Below are 21,277 nucleotides of genomic sequence, written 5' to 3' on the forward strand. Positions count from 1 at the left end.
CATCGGCTGTGGGAGCGCCATCGCGGGCCAGCTCGCTCCCACATTGGATTTGCCTGGCTCGCGACAGGATCCTCACAGGCTCAGGCAAACCCAGGCTTTCACTTCTTCTTCAGGCAATCGCTCATGAACGCCTTGCGGGCATCGCCTTTAAGCGCCTGGGTGGTCGCCGTGGCATTGCAGGTCTTCATGCGCTCCTGCGGCGTGCTCGGTGTGGCGGCCGTGGCGGCTGGAGTCGCCTTGAGGCAAGTACTCATGAAGGCTTTGCGCTCATCGCCCTTGAGGGCCTTGGTCGTGGCGTCGGCGTTGCAAGTGGTCATCTTGGTTTGCTGGGCCGTGGCGGCGAAGCCTTGGGAACAGAGCAGCAAACCGATCATCAACAAAGGCACACGCAGCATCTTCATGGTGTTTCTCCTGGTGGCCGCCCGAACGGAACGGCGATGAAATGCAGTGTAGACAAAGCCTGTTACACCTTCATCTGCTTCGATGCCTGATCTACCGCCTTCGCGAGCAAGCCCGCCCCCACATTCGACCGGGGTTCCTCAGAAGGAATGCTGTCAACTGTGGGAGCGGGCTTGCTCGCGAAGAACGATAACGCGGTCTTGTTTGACGATCTAAACCCCCGCAGCCTTCAGCCGCTGCGCATGCTCAACGAACAACCGGATCGGCTCGGCGCCCTTGCCCACCAACCCCAACGACTGGTTGACGATGTCGAAATGATCCAGCGGATAATCGTCGCCAATCACCGTGCCCAGGTGCGAGCTGTAGCGTCCCACCATGCCGTCGCATTGCCCCGCCTCGCGAACGAAGGTGCGGGCGAACAGGCGGCAGCTGCGATTCGTGCCGTCGAACAGGTTGCGTCCCTTGTCGGTCTTGCCCGGCTGCAAGGTCCCGGACCAGGAGTAGTAACGTACACCGTTGACTTCCTCCGCCCCTTGTCCGCCCCAGGTGACAGGCAATCCCTGGGCAAAACGCTGGTTGAACAGAGTCACCCCTGCCGTCGTGAGCGAAGCATGGGACGCATGGACATCCACTGGCAGCTTCGGCCCGCGATAGCCGGTATCCAACAGGCTCATCAGTGCATTGATCAATCGCAACGCGGCGCTGAGCAAACGGCCCTTGGCGCTGTCGGCCGGGTAGTGCGTTTGCAGATAGTCGGCCAGCTCCGAGCCGTGGTTGGGGCCGGCCACCGACGTGACCGACGCTATCAGGTCCGGGCGTTTGGCCGCAGCGTAGCGGGCGGTGAGACTCCCCTGGCTGTGGCCGATGAGGTTGACCTTTTGCGCACCGGTTTGTCGCAGGACTTCGTCGATCCGCGCCAGCAACTGCTCACCGCGCACCTCGGAAGAATGCAGCGGCGACACCTTCACCGCCACGACCACGGCCCCATCCCGGCGTAACGCCTCGACGATCCCATACCAGTACGGATACAACACCAGGCGAATGAACCCGAGCATTCCCGGGACCAATACAAGCGGGTAGCGAGTGGCGCAGCGTTGCGACATGGCGACATCCTTGTGATCAACAGGGGGTCAGCATCGGTAGCGATGATGACCAGTCTATGACACCCGCATCGCTTCAGCCTGCCCGTCTCGGTCAGTTGCCGCGCGCTACGCAGTGAATCATCCAGTAAAACTTTTTCCGGATCGCATCACTCAGAACTAAAGCGATCACGCCAGCAGAGCGTGACGCCTCACCGGATCAGCCTACAGGAGAACGAGATGAGCGACATGCACCTGACCGACGTCACGACCCTGCGCGAACGTGCGCGCCAGAATGTCCAGAATGGCGCGGTCACCGAAGGCTATAACGCCGATCGACAGGAAATCATCCGCCTGCTGAACGAAGCGCTGGCCACCGAACTGGTCTGCACGCTGCGCTACAAACGCCACTACTTCATGGCCACCGGCCTCAAGGCCAGCGTCGCGGCCAGCGAATTTCTCGAACACGCGACCCAGGAAGCCGAACATGCCGACAGGCTGGCCGAGCGCATCGTGCAACTGGGCGGCGAGCCGGAGTTCAACCCCGACCTGTTGACCCGTCACTCCCATGCCCAGTACGTGGCGGGCAACACCCTGAAAGAGATGGTGTTCGAGGATCTGGTGGCCGAACGGATCGCCATCGACAGCTACCGAGAGATCATCCAGTACATCGGCGAAAAAGACCCGACCACCCGGCGCATCTTCGAGGACATCCTGGCCCAGGAAGAAGAGCATGCCGATGACATGGCCGACATCCTGGCCGATTTGTAATTGCCGGGGCCCCATCGCGAGCAAGCTCGCTCCCACATCGGATGAGGAATGATGCGATCCGGTGTGGAAGCGAGCTTGCTCGCGATAGGGTCAGTCGCCTTGGCGCAGATTACCGAGTTGGCTTGACGGTCACCGGTGCCTTGCCTGCCTTCATCTGCTCCAGCAACGGCGCGCACTGGTTCGGTTCGCCACCGCTGGGGGCCACCAGCGCCAGCAGCCCGGCTGCCGGCGCGGCGATCACGCCCAGCGCGACCATCCCGGCACCGCGTAGCATCAGCGGCACCGCCTTGATGCCGGCGGCAGGCTTGGCGAACGCGCCGCGCACATACAGCGGCGAGCGCAGGGAAATCAGCCGCCAGCCCTTGGATTCCGGGGTAATGGTCAGGTCCAACTGCTCGGTCGCCATGTTCGCCGTGCCATCGATGTAGATGATCGCGTTCTCGGTATCGAACACAAACAGGCGAGTGGTCGCCAGGCCTGTCTTGATGTCGAAGTCCGCTGCCGCGCAATTGATCTTCACTTCCTTGTCGCCAAAGACCTTTCCCACCACATAATTACCCACGTTCAGCCCCGCCAACTCCATCAGTTCGCGGCTGATGGCGCCGTCGTTGATGAGCATTTTCAGGGTGCCGTTGGAAGTGCCCAGCAGCGCCGCCACTGAATTACCACGGCCACTGATATCGGCGTCGCCGTTCAGCTCGCCAAAGCTGGTCTTCATCGGTTCGAAGCCGGGGAACAGTTGCTTGAGCTTGAAGCCCCGCGCGGTCAGCTTCGCCTGGCCTTCCAGCGGTTGGGCATGCCCATTGAGACGGATCTGCGCATCGAGACGGCCCCCGGCCACGCCGAAGCGCAGGGGTTCCAGGCTCAGTTGGCCATCGTTGAGCACCAGGTGCGTGTAGAGGTCGGTGAACGGCAATTGCGCGCTGTGGACGATGCGTTTGCCGGTGAACTCGACATCGGCATCCATCACGCTCCAGCGCTCGGTGCGAAACTCCTCCACCGGCAAGACCTTGTCGGCAGGCTGCTTGCTGGCGCCGCCCCGGTTCTTTTGCTCGGTGTTGGAATCGGCACCAATCAGCGGCGCCAGATCGCTGAACAGCAGTTGATTGGAGACCAGCGCGCCGCTGAGTTTTGGCCGGGGCTGGCTGGCGACATAGGCCAGGTCGCCATGGATATCGCTCTCACCGATCTTGCCGTTGAACGCCTCATAGCGAAACAGCGCCCCGCCGGGTTCGTGGAGCTTGGCGATCAGGCGGCCGTCGGTGGCATAGGGCGGCGAATCCGGCAGGGTCACGCCGGTCAGCGGATAGAGACCGGCGAGGCTGTTACCGGCCAGTTTCAAGCGCAGGTCGAGGGCGCCGAGGTTCGTTGGGTCGGTGAGGGTGCCGGCCAATTCGATGCGGGTATTACCGATCTTCGCCTGGGCCTGAAGCGGAAAGGGTCGTGAAGTATCCTGCAACGCCAGCAGGCCGCCGACCTTGCCGGATCCACCCAGGTCTTGCCCGTGATATTGGCCGTTGACCTTGAAGGCGAACGCATAGTCTTGCGGTGCCGCGCCCTGGTCCCGGGCTTTTTGGGCGGCCTTGTCACCAACAATGTCACTGAACGGAATGGGCTTGCCCAGCGGATCGACCACCAGGTCGAGGCGGGTCTTCAGCGCCTGGTCGTCCAAGGTGACGTGGCCTTTGTCAAAGCCAATGGCGCCGATGTCCACGACCCAACTGGACGGTTCGGCGTCCGGGTCTTTCGGGTCGAACTGGAAGGTCCAGTTGGCGCGTCCGTCGGCCAGGCGTTGCAGGTTCGCGTCGGGCTCCGTCAGGTCGATGCGCGGAATCACCACGCGCCGGGCCAGCAACGCCAAGGGGGAAATGCGTAACTCGACGCGCTTGAGGGTGACCATTTGCGCAGTTTTCGACCAATCCGGGTTGCCCAGGCTCAAGTCTTCGGCCACCACATGGGGCCACGGCAGCCAGGCTCGCCAGCCGCCTTCCTCCGGCTCGCGCTGCCAGATCACCGCCAGGTTGCCGTTGATGGCAAACGGGCGATGCAACTCCTCGGAAACCTTGGTGTTGAGCACGGGTTTGACGCGGTTCCAATCGAAAAACGCGATGATCAGCACCAGCACTGCCAGCAGGACAACAAGGCTGGCGAAGCTCCAGGCGAGGATTTTTGAGGTGCGCGTCATGCACAAGGCTCCTGATGACGAATCAGCGTCCAGACCGCGACGCTTTGAAGGCGAGCCTGTAATCGGCTCGTACGAATAGTAGGACTGGCGAAACGGCTGACAGGTTTAACACCAGACACGATGAACGGTCTGAAAAATGTCGAAATCCTGACCGATCCGCCAGCTTGTTGTTACCGCGCCCGCACATTTGCGAAGCGGCAGTGGGTACAAAATACCCATCACAGGGCAAAACCATACCGCCAGAAGGCCCGTTTTAGAGCCTTCCCTCAGAACAATCAATTCCGTTGATTATTACCATTGTCTTTATGAACTTTTATATCGACTTATCGAGAGTAGCATTGCCTCCGTACCCACTTTATCGCCCTCCCAAGGAGCAACGATCATGAAACGCCAATTACTGATGAGCCTTTCCCTTTCACTGCTGGCCTCTACTGCCTTCGCCCTGCCAGCTTCCGAACAAGCGATCCCACAGGTCAAGGACAGCCATTCTGCCTACAGCCAGACTGTTGCTGAAGGTGGCCGTGACAGGCTGGAAGAAAAAGGCTTGGTAGAAGGTGGTTCCGACCGCACGCCACAAGGCCAGACCCTGGCAGCCGACGGTACCGAACGCACGCCACAAGGCCAGACCCTGGCAGCCGACGGCTCCGAACGCACCCCACAAGGCCAGACTCTGGCAGCTGACGGTTCCGACCGCACCCCACAAGGCCAGACCCTTGCCGAAGGTGGCTCCGACCGTACCCCACTGGGTGAAACCTTGGCCGAAGGTGGTTCTGACCGCACGCCTCTGGGTGAAGCCCTGGCAGCTGACGGTGGTGACCGCGTGATCGAACGCAACAGCGCAGTGAGCTGAGCCCATGGTGGCCATGAAAAAAGCCCGATTCCTGCAATCGGGCTTTTCTTTTCAAGCGCTTCGTTTCCCCGCCTGACCCCCTTCTACCGTTCGACGCCGGCAAAGCCGATTTGCTAAAGTGCATCGCTCTCGTGAATCAGAAGTCAGCCTTTGCGATGCTGCCCCGCGCCGAACAGAAACAACAAACCCGAATTGCCCTGATGGATGCAGCCCGACATTTGATGGAATGCGGCCGAGGGTTCGGCAGCTTGAGCCTGCGCGAAGTCGCCAGGACGGCGGGCATAGTGCCCACGGGTTTCTATCGGCACTTCGACGACATGGACCAACTGGGCCTGGCCCTGGTCAGCGAAGTCGGCCAGACCTTCCGCGAAACCATCCGCCTGGTGCGCCACAATGAATTCGTCATGGGCGGCATTATCGATGCGTCGGTGCGCATCTTTCTCGATGTGGTGCAAGCCAACCGCTCACAATTCCTGTTCCTGGCCCGCGAGCAATACGGCGGCTCCTTGCCGGTGCGCCAGGCCATCGCCCGGCTGCGTGAAGGTATCAGCTCCGACCTGGCCGCCGACCTGGCCTTGATGCCCAAGCTGCAACACCTGGACCTGGCTGCGTTGAGCGTGATAGCCGACCTCATCGTCAAGAGCGTATTCGCCACGCTGCCCGACATTATCGACCCACCCGCCCAAGCCCCACCGGAACACCTCACGCCGCAAATGAAGATTACCCAGCAATTGCGCTTCATCTTCATTGGCCTCAAGCATTGGCAAGGGTTGGGTAGCACGGAATAACCCTTCCATTGTGGGAACGAGCTTGCTCCCGCAGGTTTTTCAACAGACACAAAACAGTGCGCAGCGTTGTGACGCGCACCAAAGTGGGACGCGACATCTCACTTCTGCTAAACACTTTTCACAGCATTCCCACCGCTATTCCTACATCCCCTTCGATTGGCAAGCCCCTTGCTCTAAACACAGCACCGTTTATTGCTGGAAGCACTCCGATGCTGGTGATTCATCGCAGAATCGACACTCAACCCCGCTGGGACGCCGAGCTGCACCTGACCTTCGACGCCCGCAGCAAAAGCCGCCTGCGCTGTTTCAGTGCCGAAGGTGAAGACGTGGGGTTGTTTCTGGAGCGAGGCCAACCCCCCTTGCATGACGGCGAATGCCTGCAGGCCGAAGACGGTCGCATCGTGCGTATCTGCGCCCGCCCCGAACAATTGCTGCATGTCACCTGCACCAATGCTTTCGAACTGACTCGCGCCGCCTATCACCTGGGCAATCGCCACGTCGCCCTGCAAGTGGGCGATGGCTGGTTGCGCCTGCTGGACGACTACGTGCTCAAGGCCATGCTCGAACAACTGGGCGCCCGCGCCGAATCCATCGAAGCCCCGTTCCAACCAGAACACGGCGCTTATGGCGGGGGGCACCACCATTCCCGGCACGGCGAGGAAGCTTTCAACTATGCGCCGCGCCTGCATCAATTCGGCGTGCGCACATGAACCCGGCCTGGGCGCTGCTGCGCCTGGCCAGCCCGCAGTTGCCGATTGGCGGCTACAGCTATTCCCAAGGGCTGGAAATGGCGGTGGACAACGGCCAGGTGAAAAATCCCGACGACGCGCGGCGCTGGATCAGCGATCAACTCCTGCTGAACCTGGCACGCTTCGAAGCGCCCCTGCTATTGGCCCATTGCAGCGCCGCCGCCTCGGACGACTGGGACGCCCTGCTACAACATTGCGAAGCACATCGCGCCAGCAGGGAAACCCGCGAGCTGTACCAGGAGAGCCGGCAGATGGGCTATTCGTTGCAGCAATTACTCGCTGGCCTGCCGGAACTCGACAGCGCCGCACGGGAATTTCTCACCGAGCGCAGCGAACCGCACTTGGCCCTGGGCTGGGCCCTGGCCGCCCGCGCCTGGCACATCGCGCCTCAGGATGCCCTCGCCGCCTGGCTATGGAGTTGGCTGGAAAATCAATTGGCGGTGCTGATGAAAACCCTGCCCCTGGGCCAGCAAGCCGCCCAGCGCCTGACCAGCGAACTGCTGCCGCTGCTGCAACAGGCCCAGCACAACGCCTCGAATATCGACCCCGATCATCACGGCAGCGCCGCGTTTGGCCTGTCCTTGGCGTGCATGGCCCATGAGCGCCAGTACAGCCGTCTGTTCCGTTCCTAGGAGACACACATGAATACACAACCTTTGCGCGTCGGTATTGGGGGCCCGGTGGGCTCCGGCAAGACCGCCCTGACCCTGGCCCTGTGCCTGGCCCTGCGCGAGCGCTACAACCTGGCGGTGGTCACCAATGACATCTACACCCGCGAAGATGCCGACTTCCTCGTGCGCAACGAGGCCCTGGCGCCGGAGCGGATCATCGGCGTGGAAACCGGCGGCTGCCCACACACCGCGATTCGCGAAGACGCCTCCATAAACCTTGAGGCGGTGGACCAGTTGAACCGGCGTTTCCCGGGGCTCGACCTGATCCTGGTGGAGTCGGGTGGCGACAACCTCTCCGCGACCTTCAGCCCGGAGCTGTCGGACCTGACCCTCTATGTGATCGACGTCTCGGCCGGTGACAAGCTGCCGCGCAAGGGCGGGCCGGGCATCTGCAAATCCGACCTGCTGGTAATCAACAAGATCGACCTGGCGCCGCTGGTGGGCGCGTCCCTGGAACTAATGGACAGCGACACCCGGCGGATGCGCAACGGCAAGCCCTTCGTATTCAGCAACCAGAAGACCGGCCAGGGCCTGGAGGAGATCATCGCCTTCATCGAGCGTCAGGGCCTGCTGACTGCTGCCTGATTTTTCTGACTTTCAACAAGGAAGCTTATCCAATGACATCTAAACGCATCCTGGGCGTGCTCGCCCTGCTGCTGGCCCCGGCTGTAGCCTTCGCCCACCCCGGTCATGGTGACAATGGCTTGATCGCCGGCCTCGGTCACCCTATCGGCGGGCTCGATCATTTGCTGGCAATGCTGGCGGTCGGCTTGTGGGCTGCGCAACAGCAAGGCGCGGCACGTTGGGCGCTGCCGTGCACCTTCGTCGGTACGATGTTGCTCGGCGGCTTGCTGGGTTTCGAAGGCCTGGACCTGCCCGCACTGGAAAGCGGGATCGCCGCCTCGGTATTGGCCCTGGGGCTGGCGGTGGCGCTGGCGGTGCGTCCGCCCTTGAGCCTGGCGGTTGGCGCGACGGCATTGTTTGCGCTGTTCCATGGCGTGGCCCATGGCCTGGAACTGCCGGACATGTCGAGTCCGTGGGCTTATGCGGCCGGGTTTGTCGCGGCCACGGCGGCGCTGCATGGTGCCGGTTTTGCGCTGGTGCGTGTGCTGCCACGAGCGGCGGCGCCGTTGGTGCGGTTGGCCGGGGCGGCTTCGGCGGCGGCTGGGGTGTGGTTGTTGGCGGGTTGATTCTTTAGCGCCTTCAATGACCCCTTCGCGAGCAAGCCCGCTCCCACAGTTTGATTGATCCCTGTGGGAACGGGCTTGCTCGCGAAGGCGGCCTGTCAGCCGCCCCATCTCCCCAGGCCTGCCACTCTGCTACCATGTCGCGCAATCGCCCCCAGCCGTGACGACGTCCGCCAATGCCTGATGCTTCCCGCCCCGCCCCCCAGCCAGAATTGACCGCCCTGTTCGCAGCGGTGCGCCAGCATTTTCACGACGTGATCGTGCCGATGTGGCAAGGCCCGGGCTGGAACACCGAACTGGCGTTGCCTTATGAGTCCCTGGATGCCGGACATACGCCACTGCCGCCCCAGCGCTACCGCGCCATGGCCTGCGCCCGGCAGTTGTACGTTTTCGCCAGCCTGATCGGCCAAGTGCCTCAGGCCGAAGAGCGGGCCAGCGCTTTGTTCCGTTCGTTACAGCGGCATTTTCACGATGCCGAACACGGCGGCTGGTTCTACAGCATCGACCCTCAAGGCGCACCGCTGGACACCGGCAAGGACCTCTATACCCACGCCTTCATCCTGTTCGCCTGCGCCCATTATTGGGAGAAGGTCCGCGAACCGCTGGTGGAATCGGTGCTCAATGCTGCCTTGGAAGTCATCGCCCGACGCTTTGCCACGGGCGATGGCCTCTATGAAGCCAGCCTCAAGCGCGATTGGTCGACGCTCGGATCCGGCCCGCTGCAGAACCCTTTGATGCACCTGGCCGAAGCCTTCCTCGCCACCCTCTCGGTGCGCGAAGACGCCCACGTCCGCCAGGCGCTGTTGAGCCTGTGCGACGGCATGTTCCAGCGCTTCATCGACCCGCAGCGCGGCGTCATGCTGGAGAAACCACTCAAGGCTGTGGATAACTGGTTCGAACCGGGGCACCAGTTCGAGTGGTACTTCCTGCTGGCGAGCTCCCCCCTGCTGCGCAACGGCAAGTTGCACACGGCGCTGGAGCGAAGCTTCGGTTATACCGAGCAACAGGGCGTAGCCCCGCAGTCCGGCGCGGTGTGCGCCATGCGGGTCCTGGAACCGCAGGCAGCCCCACGGGACGCGACCCAGCGCATCTGGGCCCAGGCCGAGTACCTGCGGGCGCTGACCTTGCGCCCAGGGAGTGAGCAGCTCTTGCTGCGCCAGTTGCAGGCGCTGCAGCAACATTTCCTGCACGACAAAGGCTGGAACGAATGCCTGGACGCCGAAGGCACCGTCAGCCGTCGGGACATGCCATCCACCACGCCGTATCACCTGCTGACTTGCTACCGCGGGCTGGCCGATTATGTGGCGAGGGAGCTTGCTCCCGCTGGGTCGCGCAGCGGCCCCCAAAGCTAGCGACTGCTTCGCAGCCGAACGGGAGCAAGCTCCCTCGCCACGGGATGTCAGTCATCAAGTCTTGTTGCGCTCGATGGCAAACCCTGCCCAGGTCTGGCTCACCGGCATCAGTTCCAGGCTGTTGATGTTGATGTGCGCCGGCGTGTTGAGCACCCAGAAGATGGTATCGGCGATGTCCTGTGGCTGGATCGGCTCGGCCCCGGCGTAAGTCGCGTTGTAGCGCTCCTGATCGCCGCCGAAACGCACCAGGGAGAACTCACTCTCGCACAGGCCTGGCTCGATGTTAGTGACCCGCACACCGGTGCCTTGCAGGTCGCAGCGCAGGTTCAGCGAGAATTGTCTGACGAATGCCTTGCTCGCGCCGTACACGTGGCTGCCCGGGTACGGGTAGTTACCGGCGATGGAGCCCAAATTGATGATCCCGGCCCCACGACCATGGGCGATCAGGCGCGGCAGCAGCAGCCGGGTGCTGTAAAGCAGACCTTTGACGTTGGTATCGACCATGGTGTCCCAGTCATCGAGGTCGCATTTGGGGGCCGGGTCGACGCCCAGGGCCAGGCCGGCATTGTTGATCAGCCCTCGCAGCTTGGCGAAGGACGGCGGCAGATTGGCGATGGCCTCTTCCATGGCCTTGCGATCACGCACATCCAACACCAGGCCATGGACCTCGGTCTGCTTCGACAACTCGGCACACAGGGCATTGAGGCGCTCTTCACGACGACCGGTCAGCACCAGCTTCCAACCAGCCTCGGCAAAACGACGGGCGCAGGCTTCACCAAAACCGGACGTCGCGCCGGTGATAAACAGGGTGTTGGACATCGTGTTCTCCTTGCTAAAGCTTGAAACAACCATTAATGGAAATCGGCCAACAGCATGCCCGGCCTGGTACGGCAGGGGCAAGGCCCCTGGCGCAGGCTTTCGCCTGAACACTGCTCATAAAACAACCAATCTGCCCCAGGCCTTGCGGAACAAGGCTCGCAGCCGGTTGCCCGCACCTTATCCACAGGCGCGTCCACAGTAATCGGGGGCAAGTACAAACAGCGCAGGCCGCTGTGTATAAGGCTTTGCGAGGTTTTTCGGAATTTTTTTTGCTTGACCGCGCAAGTGACCTTGTGCAGATCAAATCCTCTGCTATAAGCCGACGCCCACAGAGCGATGGCGCCAAGCCAGCAACGACGGCCCTCAGCGCGGTCTTTCCAGAGTTTAGTCACAGACTTATCCACAGGCTTAGCCCCTGGATTTCCAGCCTTGGATAAACCTCATCAAGGGCTTGACAACCACCGCTCACACTTGACCTGAAACGCCTGATCAAAAATTGATCACCCTCGTAGAGGCCACGTATTTAAAGGCTTGCAGCCAGCTACACCCACGTTACCCACAGCCAGTTCCACAGCAAACGGGGACAACTCAAAACCGAGACAAAACAACTGTTTGCGGCGACTTTATGTCGCGGTTTCACAGAGGGCTGGGATTGTTGTCCACAATTCTGGAGCCCCTGCAAAACCCCGGTGAGAGCGAGCTCGCTCCCACCAAGGGACAGTGGTGTTCCGGAGAGAAAAAAACCGGCGATCACTCGCCGGTTTTCTTATTGCTGCAGCCGCCTCAATGCCCGCCCAGATACGCGTTGCGCACCTCTTCGTTGGCGAGCAGTTCCTTGCCGGTGCCGGTCAGGCGGATTTCACCGTTGACCATCACATAGGCCCGGTCCGACAACTTGAGGGCGTGGTTGGCGTTCTGTTCCACCAGGAAGATCGTCATCCCGGTGGATGCCAACTCGCGCAGGGTAGCGAAGATCTGTTTCACCACGATCGGCGCCAAGCCCAGGCTCGGCTCATCGAGCAGCAACAGCTTGGGACGGCTCATCAATGCCCGGGCGATGGCGAGCATTTGCTGCTCGCCGCCGGACATGGTCATGGCCCGCTGGTTGCGCCGCTCCTTGAGCCGGGGAAACAGATCGAACATGCGCTGCATGTCTTCGCCGGCGAACTTGTCGCCGATGGGAATGGTGCCCATCAGCAGGTTTTCCTCGACCGTCATGTCGGGGAATACCCGCCGTCCTTCCGGCGACTGCGCAATGCCATTGGAGGCGATGTAGTGAGACGATTTGTGGGTAATGTCCACACCCTGGTAAAGAATCTGCCCGCCCGCTGCGCGCGGCTGGCCGAAGATCGACATCAGCAGCGTGGACTTGCCGGCACCGTTGGAGCCAATCAGGCTCACGGTCTCGCCTTCGTCAATGTGCATCGAGACTTTCTTCAGGGCCTGGATCGGCCCGTAGAACACGTCCAGCGCCTTGAGCTCGAGGATAGGCCCACTCATACCAGCTCCTCTTCATCGGCACCCAGGTAGGCCGCGATCACCTTCGGATCGTTGCGAATCGCCTCGGGACCGCCTTCGGCGATCACGTTGCCGTGGTCCAGCACCACGATGTGGTCGGAAATGCTCATTACCATGCCCATGTCGTGTTCGATCAGCACCACGGTCAGATCATGCTCGTCGCGTAGCAGCCGGATCATCGCGCTCAGCGCTTCGGTTTCCTGAGGGTTGAGGCCGGCCGCCGGTTCGTCGAGGCAGATGATCTGCGGACGGGTGCACATGGCCCGGGCAATTTCCAGGCGCCGTTGCTGGCCGTAGGAAAGCTCACCCGCCAGGCGGTTGGCACAATCCACCAGGTCCACCACTTCCAGCCAGTAGAAGGCGTGGTCCAGGGCATCGCTTTCGGCCTTGCGGTAGCCCTTGGTGTTGAGGATGCCCGCCACCAGGCTGCGGTTGACCCACATATGCTGGGCCACCAGCAGGTTTTCCAGCACCGACATTTCCTTGAACAGGCGAATGTTCTGAAAGGTACGCGCCAAACCGGCGCGGTTCACCAGGTGGGTGCCGCCAAACATCTTGTAATACAGCCGGCTGGCGAAGGATTTCGGCGACACGAAGTCGGTTGGGCGAAACGCTTCGCCCAACAGCTTGATGACGTTGGTCCGCTCGCCGCGCACGTTGAGTTCGATCTTGCCGCCGGTGGCCTTGTAGAACCCGGTCAGGCAGTTGAACACCGTGGTCTTGCCCGCACCGTTGGGGCCGATCAGGGCGAAGATCGAGTTGCGCTTGACCTGCAGGCTGACGTCGCTGAGGGCCTTGATCCCGCCGAATTGCATCATCAGGTTTTCAACCTGGAGTACGACTTCGCTCATGGCGCGACTCCTTTACGCGGCGTCACACCGGTACGGCTGATGCGAATCAGGCCGCGGGGGCGCCAGATCATCATCAACACCATCAGTATGCCGAACAGTAATACACGGTACTCGGCGAAACCGCGCAGCAGTTCCGGCGCCACGGTCAGCACGAAGGCCGCTATCACCACGCCGATGGTCGAGCCCATGCCGCCCAGCACCACGATGGCGAGGATCAGGGCCGACTCGAAGAAGGTGAACGATGTCGGGTTGACGAAACCTTGGTACGTGGCGAAGAACACGCCGGCCAGGCCGGCCGTCGAAGCGCCAATGGTGAACGCCGAGAGCTTGACCAGTACATGGTTCAGGCCCATCGAGCGGCAGGCGATTTCATCTTCGCGCAAGGCTTCCCAGGCGCGGCCGACCGGCATGCGGGTCAAGCGATGCTTGATGTACAGCACGGCCAGCACGACAAGGAACAACACGGCATAGATGAAGTAGTACTTCACGTCCGGGTTGTAGGCGATGCCGAAAAACTCATGGAAGGGGACGCCGCCATCCTTTGCCCTTTTACCGAACTCCAGACCGAAAAAGGTAGGCAATGGTGCCGGCATACCGTTCGGCCCGCCGGTCAGGCTCAGCCAGTTATTCAGGATCAGCCGGATGATTTCACCGAAACCCAGGGTCACGATCGCCAGGTAGTCGCCATGCAGGCGCAGCACCGGGAAACCGAGGATGCAACCGGCCAGCCCCGCCGTGATAGCCGCCAGGGGCAACACCGTCCAGAACCCCAGCCCCAGGTATTGATAACCGAGCGCCAGGCCATAGGCACCGATGGCGTAGAACGCCACGTAGCCCAGGTCGAGCAAGCCGGCCAGGCCGACCACGATGTTCAAGCCCAGGCCCAGCAGCACGTAGATCAGCCCAAGGATGACCACGCCCAGCAGGTACGAATTGGAAAAAAACGGGAACACCACGGCGATGACGATCACCAGGGGGATGATCCAGCGCAACCGGGTTTTGTAGTCAGGTGGCAGTACATGCACCCCGGAGCCGGTGCTTTCGAAGCCATCAAGAATCTTCAGGCCCTTGGGCGTTTGCAGGAACAGGCCCAGGGCAAAGCGACCGGCCATGACGATGGCGACAATCCATGCCACGCGGGTCGGTTGCAGGTTGAAGCCGTAGCCGTCCAGGACCACGCCGACAATCGGACCGAACACAATGAGGGCCACCAGACCGGCAAGAATCGCGTCAACCAGGCTTCTTTTGATATCAGTGGTTTTTTTAGTGGTTGAAGACATCGCTTACACCTTCGACACAAGAGGACGGCCAAGCAGGCCTTGGGGCCGAAAGACCAGAACGAGAACGAGCAGCGAGAAGCTGAAGACGTCTTTGTAGTCCGAGTTGACCAGGCCCGAGAACAGCGACTCGGAGATCCCGAGAATGATCCCGCCAAGCATCGCGCCAGGCAGTGAGCCGATCCCGCCGAGTACCGCGGCGGTGAATGCCTTGATGCCGATGATGAAGCCGGCATAGAAGTCGAACGTGCCGTAGTTCATGGTGATCAGCACGCCAGCCAGGGCTGCCATCGCTGCACCAATGATGAAGACGTAGGAAATCACCCGGTCGGTGTTGATCCCCAGGATCGAGGCCATCTTGCGGTCTTGCTGGGTCGCGCGGCACATGCGGCCGAGCTTGGTGTACTTGATGACGTAGGTCAGCAGGCCCATCCCAACAAACGCAGCGACAAGGATGAAGACCTTGGTGTAGGTCAGTTGCACGAATCCGCTGCCGACTTCGACGCGCCAGGCGCCTGTCAGCAAGGTCGGAACACCTTGTTGCTTCGCACCCTGGGCGATCTGTGCATAGTTTTGCAGGATCAGCGAAATACCGATGGCGCTGATCAGCGGTGCCAATCGGGTGGAGTTACGCAGGGGTTTGTAGGCGACACGCTCGATGACCCAGCCATACACCGCCGTAACGACGATGGTGAAGACCAGCGTGCCAAGCATCAGCAGGGGAAAGGATTCAATACCGAAGTATGCCAGCAGAGCCAGACTGATCGCCGCGAGGTACGCAGAGATCATGTAAACCTCGCCATGGGCGAAGTTGATCATGCCAATGATGCCATAGACCATTGTGTAGCCGATGGCGATCAGGCCATAGACCGACCCGAGGGTCAGGCCGTTGACCAGTTGCTGCAGGAAAATACCATCCATAACGCAATCTCACGCAGTGAGAACCTGCACACCCGTGAGTGTGCGGTTCTTCTAAGGAAAATACAGATTTACGTCGGAGCAATGTCAGTCAAAACACTACCCCCCTTATGGAGCTGGCCTGACGCGATAACGGACAGACATTCAACAACGATGTCGCCTGTCAGTCCGCCATCGCGAGCAAGCTCGCTCCCATATGGAATCGGGGGATCTAGCCGATCGCGTTTACTTCTGTTTTTCCAACTGGTGGTATTTGCCGTCCTTGTCCCACTCGTAGACCACGTAGTCGGAGACTTTCAGGTCGCCCTTGCTGTCCCAGGCTTTCTCGCCCATGACGGTCTTGACCGGGTTTTTCTTCAACCAGGCAGCGGCTTCTTCGCCTTTGTTGGACTTGGCCCCGTTGAAGGCCGCAGCCAACGTTTGCACCGACGCGTAGGCATACAGGGTGTAGCCTTCCGGCTCAGTGCCCTTGGCGCGGAACGCATCCACTACGGCCTTGCTGTCTGGCAGCAGGCGCGGGTCGGCACCGAAGGTCATCAGCACGCCGTCGACAAATTGCGGGCCGCCAGCGGTGGTGACCAATTCGTCGGTCACGATGCCGTCGTCGGACATGAACTTGACGTCCTTCAGGCCCTGCTCACGCAGTTGACGAACCAGGGGCCCGGCTTCCGGGTGCAGGCCGCCAAAGTAGACGACATCGGCGCCAGCGCCGCGGATCTTGGTAACAATGGTGCTGAAGTCTTTTTCGCCACGGGTCAGGCCTTCGTACAGCACAGGCGTCACGCCACGCTTGACGAGCTGGGCCTTGGTGGCATCCGCCAGGCCCTGGCCGTAGGTATCCTTGTCGTGCAGCACGACGACTTTCTTACCTTTGAGCACGTCGACGATGTAGTCACCGGCGACGATGCCTTGCTGGTCGTCACGACCGCACATACGAAACATGGCGCTCAAGCCGCGCTCGGTAACCTGTGGGTTGGTAGAACCCGGCGTGATCGCGATGATGCCGGCTTCGTCGTAGATCTCGGAGGCCGGGATGGTCGACGAGGAGCAGAAGTGACCGACAACGCCGGCCACTTTCTGGTTGGTCAGGTCCTTGGCTACCGTAACGGCCTGTTTCGGTTCGCAGGCGTCATCGCCCTTGACCAGCAGGATTTTTTCCCCGTTCACGCCGCCCTTGGCATTGATTTCGTCTGCCGCGGCCTGTGCACCCTTCATGTACTGCTCGCCAAATGCTGCGTTGGCGCCTGTCATGGGACCCGCCACGCCGATCTTGATGTCGGCCTGGGCAAACGCAGAAACACCCAGCGCAGCTGCCACTGCGAGGGCCAGGAAACCTTTCTTGTAAAACGTCTGGGACATGAGGTGGTGCTCCAAGGTTTTTTTTAGTTGGCACTGCGACTTCATTTCACTGAGAAGCTGAGAGCAAGGGCCGTGCCATCGGTTTTTCATTCTGAAAAAAGTCGCTGCTTTATTGTTATTTCGACTGTTTCGGGCCCTTTTTCATAGGGCGTGCAACCGTCTAAACCGCGCGAGGTGCAACCTTTTATTCGAATGGGTGAAACCCTCCATGAGCCATCATTGCAACCATCCGACGAAACGGCGTGCAACCACTCTGTAACAACCTGCGTCACCGAACTGCACACTAGCGGTGCGCGACTGCTACAACCCGCACCATAACAGGCTAGACGCTAAGCGGGAAAACGCGGCTTCCGGCAACATTTTTCAACACTCAAATGACGATGCGCAGGCACTGGCCCGCGTGATACAGCGAGAAGCCCGCCTCGTACAGGCAACTGCGCACACCCGCTGCGGCCAATGGCTGCATGGGGGCGAAGGGAATCGGCAGCGCCTTGGCATCACCATGGCACAGGTAATCGGCGAAGGCCTTGCCCACCACGGTACCGGTGGTCACGCCCCGGCCGTTGTAGCCGGTCACGGCCACCAGCCCGGGGGCAGGTTCGAACAGGCGCATCAGGTGATCGGGTGTGAAGGCAATGCACCCTGTCCAGGTGCACTCCCATTCCACCGCCTTGAGGTAGGGGAAATAGTGTTGCTGCACACGGTCCGCCCAAGCCTTGAGGAACCAGCCCGGCTTGCGGTTGCCGTTGCCAAGGCTGCCCAGCAGCAGGCGGCCGTCCTTGTCACGGCGGATGCTGCTCAACACCTGGCGGGTGTCCCATGAACCCTGCCCGCCGGGCAAAATCCGTTGAGCTGCTTCGTCCGTCAGCGGGACGGAGGCGACCTGATAGTAATAGCCAGGGAAAAAGTTGCGCCGCAGCTCGGTCCAGTCGCCCTCGGTATAGGCGTTGGAGGCAATCACCACCTGCTCGGCCAGCACCGACCCGTGGGCGGTCTGGACCGACCAGCGCTGGCCCTGGCGTTCCAGGCGCGTCACAGGCGAGTGATCGAAAAGCTGGCCGCCCAAGTCCTTGGCAGCCTTCGCCAGTCCGCTGGTGTAGGCCATCGGATTGAGGGTGCCGGCGCGTCGGTCAAGCAACGCTGCGGCAATCTTTGGGGTGCCAGTGGCGTCGAAGCAGGCCTGGCCGGTGAGCAATTCCACCGGGGCGCCGCGGCGTTTCCATTGCGCTTCGCGACTGCGCAGGTCCGCCTCGCCACGGGCGTTATGGGCCATGTGCAAGGTGCCTTCGCGGCGCAACTGGCAATCGATGTTGTATTTGTCGACGAGGCTGAACACCAAGGCCGGCGCGGCGCCCAGCATGCGATTGAGCTGGCTGCCCACCGCCTCACCGAACCCCGCCTCGATGTCATCCGGCGGGATCCACAGGCCGGCGTTGACCAGGCCGACGTTGCGTCCCGACCCACCATGCCCGGCCCGATGGGCTTCCAATACTGCAACGCGCTTGCCTTGTTCCAACAAGTGCACCGCCGCCGACAGCCCGGTGAAACCTGCGCCGATGACGCAGACATCTACCGTGATTTCTGCGCTGAGCGAGCTGTTTTCAGGCCTTTGTGGCGTCAGTTTTTCCCACAGACATTCTTCGCGTAACGGCATTGCCAGACTCCGGAAATGAAACCCAACCACTACACATTCAATTGTGGGAGCGGGCTTGCTCGCGAAAGCGGACGGTCAATCAACATTGTTGTCGCCTGATATACCGTTTTCGCGAGCAAGCCCGCTCCCACAGGGGGGTCGCCGCTTGGCTCAAGCCTTAATCAAAGGTGATGCCTTGCGCCAACGGCAATTCCAGCGAGTAGTTCACGGTGTTGGTCTGGCGACGCATGTAGCCGCGCCATGCGTCGGAGCCGGATTCGCGACCGCCGCCGGTTTCTTTCTCACCGCCAAACGCACCGCCGATTTCCGCCCCGCTCGGGCCAATGTTGACGTTGGCGATGCCACAGTCGCTGCCCACCGCCGACATGAACTGCTCGGCCTCGCGCACGTCCGTGGTAAAGATGCAGGACGACAGGCCTTGGGGCACCGAGTTGTTCAGGTGCAGGGCTTCGCTGAAGTCCTTGTAGCCAACCACGTAGAGAATCGGCGCGAAGGTCTCGTGGCGCACGACGTCGCTCTGCTCGGGCATCTCGACGATGGCTGGCGAGACGTAATAGGCATTCGGGAATTGGTCTTCGAGCTGGCGCTTGCCGCCGAATACCCGGCCACCTTCACTCAAGGCCTGCTCCAGCGCGTCCTGCATGTTGTCGAAGCTGTGTTTGTCGATCAGTGGCCCGACCAGATTGCCTTCCAGCGGATGGCCGATGCGCACTTTCGAATAGGCGGCCTTGAGGCGGGTGACGATCTCTTCTTTCACCGATTCATGGGCGATCAGGCGGCGCAGGGTGGTGCAACGCTGGCCGGCAGTGCCGACGGCGCTGAACAGGATGGCGCGCACGGCCATGTCCAGATCCGCGCTTGGCGCAAGGATCATGGCGTTGTTGCCGCCCAGTTCCAGGATGCTGCGGGCGAAACGCGCGGCGACTTTTGGCGCCACCTCACGGCCCATGCGGGTGCTGCCGGTGGCGCTGATCAAGGCCACGCGGGGATCGTCCACCAGCGCCTCGCCGGCGTCGCGACCGCCAATGATCACTTGCGTCAGGTACGGCGGCGCATCGCTGAAATTCTTCAGCACACGGTCGAACAGCGCCTGGCACGCCAGGGCGGTGAGCGGGGTCTTTTCCGACGGTTTCCAGATCACCGAGTTACCGCACACCAAGGCCAGCGTGGTGTTCCAGGCCCAGACCGCCACGGGGAAGTTGAAGGCGCTGATCACCCCGACCACACCCAGCGGATGCCAGGATTCACGCATGTGATGGCCGGGGCGCTCGGAGGCGATGGTCAGGCCGTACAGCTGACGGGACAAGCCCACGGCGAAGTCGCAGATATCGATCATCTCTTGCACTTCACCCAGGCCTTCCTGGGTGATCTTGCCCGCCTCCCATGACACCAACTCACCGAGGTCGGCCTTGTATTCGCGCAACAGGTCGCCAAATTGACGCACCAGCTCACCGCGACGCGGGGCAGGCACTTGGCGCCACAGGTCGAACGCATGCTCGGCACGACTGACCTGCTGTTCCACTTCAGCCGCGCCTTCCCAATTCACGGCGCCGATACGGCTGCCATCGATGGGCGAATGCACCGGTTGTGTGCCGTTCTGGTACAGGGTCGAGTCGACGCCCAGACGATCAAGCAATGCAGCAACCATGGAATTTTCCTCAAACGTAAGACAAGTAGTGGCAGCCGCAAATGTCGGCTGAGCAGACCTGTAGTTGTAGCTGGCCTGAGACTTGCCAACAAACGACCTTTAAGCGAGATATCATTCCGTTTATTCATGCTGGCCATGACCGGATAAGCAGCGCCACAAGAAATAAGGCCTCATCATGCTCAATAAACGCTATTTGCCGTCGATCACGGCGCTGCAATGCTTCGAAGCGGTGACCCGCCACCTGAGCTTCACCCGTGCCGCCGAAGAGCTGAACCTGACCCAGAGTGCCGTCAGCAAGCAGGTCGCGCAATTGGAGGAACTGCTGCAGCACTTATTGTTCCGGCGCGTACGTCGACGCTTGCAACTGACACCGGCCGGGGATTTGTACTTGGGGGAAGTGCGAAAAATTCTTTCCCAGGTGGAGATGTCTACCCATTACCTGCGTTCCTACGGCGGCGACACCGAAGTCCTGCGCGTTTCCACACCTCCGACGTTCGGCGCCCGCTGGCTGGTCCCACGCTTGAAGGGGTGGCGTTTGCGCCACCCCACGATTCACCTGGATCTGTGCAGTGAGCAAGAGGCCGATGACTTGGTGCAGGGGCGCAGCGACCTGGCGTTTTACTTCGGCCACGGCTCACGGCCCGGCACCGAATCCCTGAAGCTGTTCGGCGAAGAGCTGGTGCCGGTCTGCGCACCCGGCAGCCTGCCGGAACACCCCTTCACCGACCCGACCCAACTGGCCGAACTGGTGCTGCTGCAAAACGCATCGCGTCCCCAGGCCTGGCACGACTGGTTCGACAGCCAGGGCTACCACACCGAACACAGCTACCACGGGCCGCGCTTCGAAACGTTCTATATGTGCATCCGAGCCGCCCAGGTCGGCTGCGGCGTTGCCTTGCTCCCGCGCTTCCTGGTGGAAGAAGAACTGGCCGACGGCAAGCTCATCATTCCCTGGGCCCATGCGATGCCCAGCACCAGCGCCTATTACCTGGCCTACCCGGAACATTCGGCGGAAGTGCCCAAGGTCCGGCTGTTCGTGGAATGGATGCTAGAGCAGGTCGAGAACCCGGATACGCTGTAATAGCAACTGCCCACCCTGTGGCGAGGGAGCTTGCTCCCGCTCGGTTGCGCAGCAACCGCTCAAGTACCTGGGGCCGCAGCGCGACCCAGCGGGAGCAAGCTCCCTCGCCACAACGGCCTTC

At 61.4% G+C, this 21,277-nt stretch carries 20 protein-coding genes; 9 read left to right on the forward strand and 11 right to left on the reverse strand.

Annotated elements, in window-relative coordinates:
* Window positions 1-98: 98 nt before the first annotated feature.
* Together AD663_RS24945 and AD663_RS24950 are read right to left on the reverse strand one after the other, a co-directional pair.
* On the reverse strand, window positions 99-401 hold the full coding sequence (locus AD663_RS24945; RefSeq protein WP_003186321.1) for a PsiF family protein: 303 nt from the start codon (window positions 399-401) through the stop codon (window positions 99-101).
* Between the two features lie 210 nt (window positions 402-611).
* Window positions 612-1,502 (reverse strand): triacylglycerol lipase, encoded by an 891-nt coding sequence (locus AD663_RS24950; protein WP_053214722.1) that lies wholly within the window; start codon window positions 1,500-1,502, stop codon window positions 612-614.
* A 216-nt stretch (window positions 1,503-1,718) separates the two neighbouring features.
* Here AD663_RS24950 and AD663_RS24955 point away from each other — a divergent pair, with 216 nt between their 5' ends.
* Window positions 1,719-2,249 carry a bacterioferritin gene (locus AD663_RS24955; protein WP_003186325.1) on the forward strand — a complete coding sequence of 177 codons (531 nt, stop codon included), beginning with the start codon at window positions 1,719-1,721 and terminating at the stop codon, window positions 2,247-2,249.
* Between the two features lie 109 nt (window positions 2,250-2,358).
* Here AD663_RS24955 and AD663_RS24960 read toward each other — a convergent pair whose 3' ends face one another.
* Complete coding sequence (locus tag AD663_RS24960) at window positions 2,359-4,434, reverse strand: AsmA family protein (protein WP_003186329.1); 2,076 nt, start codon at window positions 4,432-4,434, stop codon at window positions 2,359-2,361.
* A gap of 382 nt (window positions 4,435-4,816) precedes the next feature.
* On the opposite strand from AD663_RS24960, the gene AD663_RS24965 reads away from it, so the two are divergent.
* The 7 genes from AD663_RS24965 (at window position 4,817) to AD663_RS24995 (ending at window position 10,031) form a co-directional block, all read left to right on the forward strand.
* Entirely contained in the window at window positions 4,817-5,284 is a 468-nt protein-coding gene (locus AD663_RS24965) for a hypothetical protein (protein WP_053214723.1), read from the forward strand.
* 155 nt (window positions 5,285-5,439) lie between these two features.
* A complete protein-coding gene (locus tag AD663_RS24970; protein ID WP_003186334.1) occupies window positions 5,440-6,072 on the forward strand; it encodes a TetR family transcriptional regulator in 633 nt (210 codons plus the stop codon).
* Window positions 6,073-6,281: 209 nt separating this feature from the next.
* Window positions 6,282-6,782: an urease accessory protein UreE gene (gene ureE / locus AD663_RS24975; protein ID WP_003186336.1), complete on the forward strand. Its 501-nt coding sequence runs from the start codon at window positions 6,282-6,284 to the stop codon at window positions 6,780-6,782.
* Window positions 6,779-7,453: an urease accessory protein UreF gene (locus AD663_RS24980; protein WP_003186338.1), complete on the forward strand. Its 675-nt coding sequence runs from the start codon at window positions 6,779-6,781 to the stop codon at window positions 7,451-7,453. Before ureE ends, AD663_RS24980 begins: the two co-directional genes overlap by 4 nt.
* A 9-nt stretch (window positions 7,454-7,462) precedes the next feature.
* Window positions 7,463-8,077 carry an urease accessory protein UreG gene (gene ureG, locus AD663_RS24985; protein ID WP_003186339.1) on the forward strand — a complete coding sequence of 205 codons (615 nt, stop codon included), beginning with the start codon at window positions 7,463-7,465 and terminating at the stop codon, window positions 8,075-8,077.
* 32 nt (window positions 8,078-8,109) lie between these two features.
* Window positions 8,110-8,682 carry a HupE/UreJ family protein gene (locus AD663_RS24990; RefSeq protein ID WP_003186341.1) on the forward strand — a complete coding sequence of 191 codons (573 nt, stop codon included), beginning with the start codon at window positions 8,110-8,112 and terminating at the stop codon, window positions 8,680-8,682.
* A 173-nt stretch (window positions 8,683-8,855) separates the two neighbouring features.
* Entirely contained in the window at window positions 8,856-10,031 is a 1,176-nt protein-coding gene (locus tag AD663_RS24995; protein WP_003186344.1) for an AGE family epimerase/isomerase, read from the forward strand.
* 54 nt (window positions 10,032-10,085) lie between these two features.
* Here AD663_RS24995 and AD663_RS25000 read toward each other — a convergent pair whose 3' ends face one another.
* The 8 genes from AD663_RS25000 to AD663_RS25035 form a co-directional block, all read right to left on the reverse strand.
* Window positions 10,086-10,850 (reverse strand): SDR family oxidoreductase, encoded by a 765-nt coding sequence (locus AD663_RS25000; RefSeq protein WP_003186346.1) that lies wholly within the window; start codon window positions 10,848-10,850, stop codon window positions 10,086-10,088.
* Between the two features lie 783 nt (window positions 10,851-11,633).
* Window positions 11,634-12,350, reverse strand: coding sequence for an ABC transporter ATP-binding protein (locus AD663_RS25005; RefSeq protein ID WP_003186348.1), 717 nt, complete (start codon window positions 12,348-12,350; stop codon window positions 11,634-11,636).
* Window positions 12,347-13,219 carry an ABC transporter ATP-binding protein gene (locus AD663_RS25010; protein ID WP_003186350.1) on the reverse strand — a complete coding sequence of 291 codons (873 nt, stop codon included), beginning with the start codon at window positions 13,217-13,219 and terminating at the stop codon, window positions 12,347-12,349. The genes AD663_RS25005 and AD663_RS25010 overlap by 4 nt, the downstream gene beginning before the upstream one ends.
* Window positions 13,216-14,499 carry a high-affinity branched-chain amino acid ABC transporter permease LivM gene (livM, locus tag AD663_RS25015; protein ID WP_003186352.1) on the reverse strand — a complete coding sequence of 428 codons (1,284 nt, stop codon included), beginning with the start codon at window positions 14,497-14,499 and terminating at the stop codon, window positions 13,216-13,218. Before livM ends, AD663_RS25010 begins: the two co-directional genes overlap by 4 nt.
* A 3-nt stretch (window positions 14,500-14,502) precedes the next feature.
* A complete protein-coding gene (locus AD663_RS25020) occupies window positions 14,503-15,417 on the reverse strand; it encodes a branched-chain amino acid ABC transporter permease (RefSeq protein WP_003186354.1) in 915 nt (304 codons plus the stop codon).
* A 222-nt stretch (window positions 15,418-15,639) separates the two neighbouring features.
* Window positions 15,640-16,773 carry a branched-chain amino acid ABC transporter substrate-binding protein gene (locus AD663_RS25025; protein ID WP_003186356.1) on the reverse strand — a complete coding sequence of 378 codons (1,134 nt, stop codon included), beginning with the start codon at window positions 16,771-16,773 and terminating at the stop codon, window positions 15,640-15,642.
* Between the two features lie 370 nt (window positions 16,774-17,143).
* A complete protein-coding gene (locus AD663_RS25030; RefSeq protein WP_003186358.1) occupies window positions 17,144-18,427 on the reverse strand; it encodes an FAD-binding oxidoreductase in 1,284 nt (427 codons plus the stop codon).
* Between the two features lie 157 nt (window positions 18,428-18,584).
* A complete protein-coding gene (locus tag AD663_RS25035) occupies window positions 18,585-20,075 on the reverse strand; it encodes an aldehyde dehydrogenase family protein (RefSeq protein ID WP_003186360.1) in 1,491 nt (496 codons plus the stop codon).
* Window positions 20,076-20,250: 175 nt separating this feature from the next.
* Here AD663_RS25035 and AD663_RS25040 point away from each other — a divergent pair, with 175 nt between their 5' ends.
* Window positions 20,251-21,156, forward strand: coding sequence for a LysR family transcriptional regulator (locus AD663_RS25040; protein WP_003186362.1), 906 nt, complete (start codon window positions 20,251-20,253; stop codon window positions 21,154-21,156).
* Window positions 21,157-21,277 lie beyond the last annotated feature (121 nt).

Origin of the sequence: Pseudomonas sp. Q12-87, from assembly GCF_001269755.1 — a bacterium.
GTDB classification, from domain to species: Bacteria; Pseudomonadota; Gammaproteobacteria; order Pseudomonadales; family Pseudomonadaceae; genus Aquipseudomonas; species Aquipseudomonas fluorescens_S.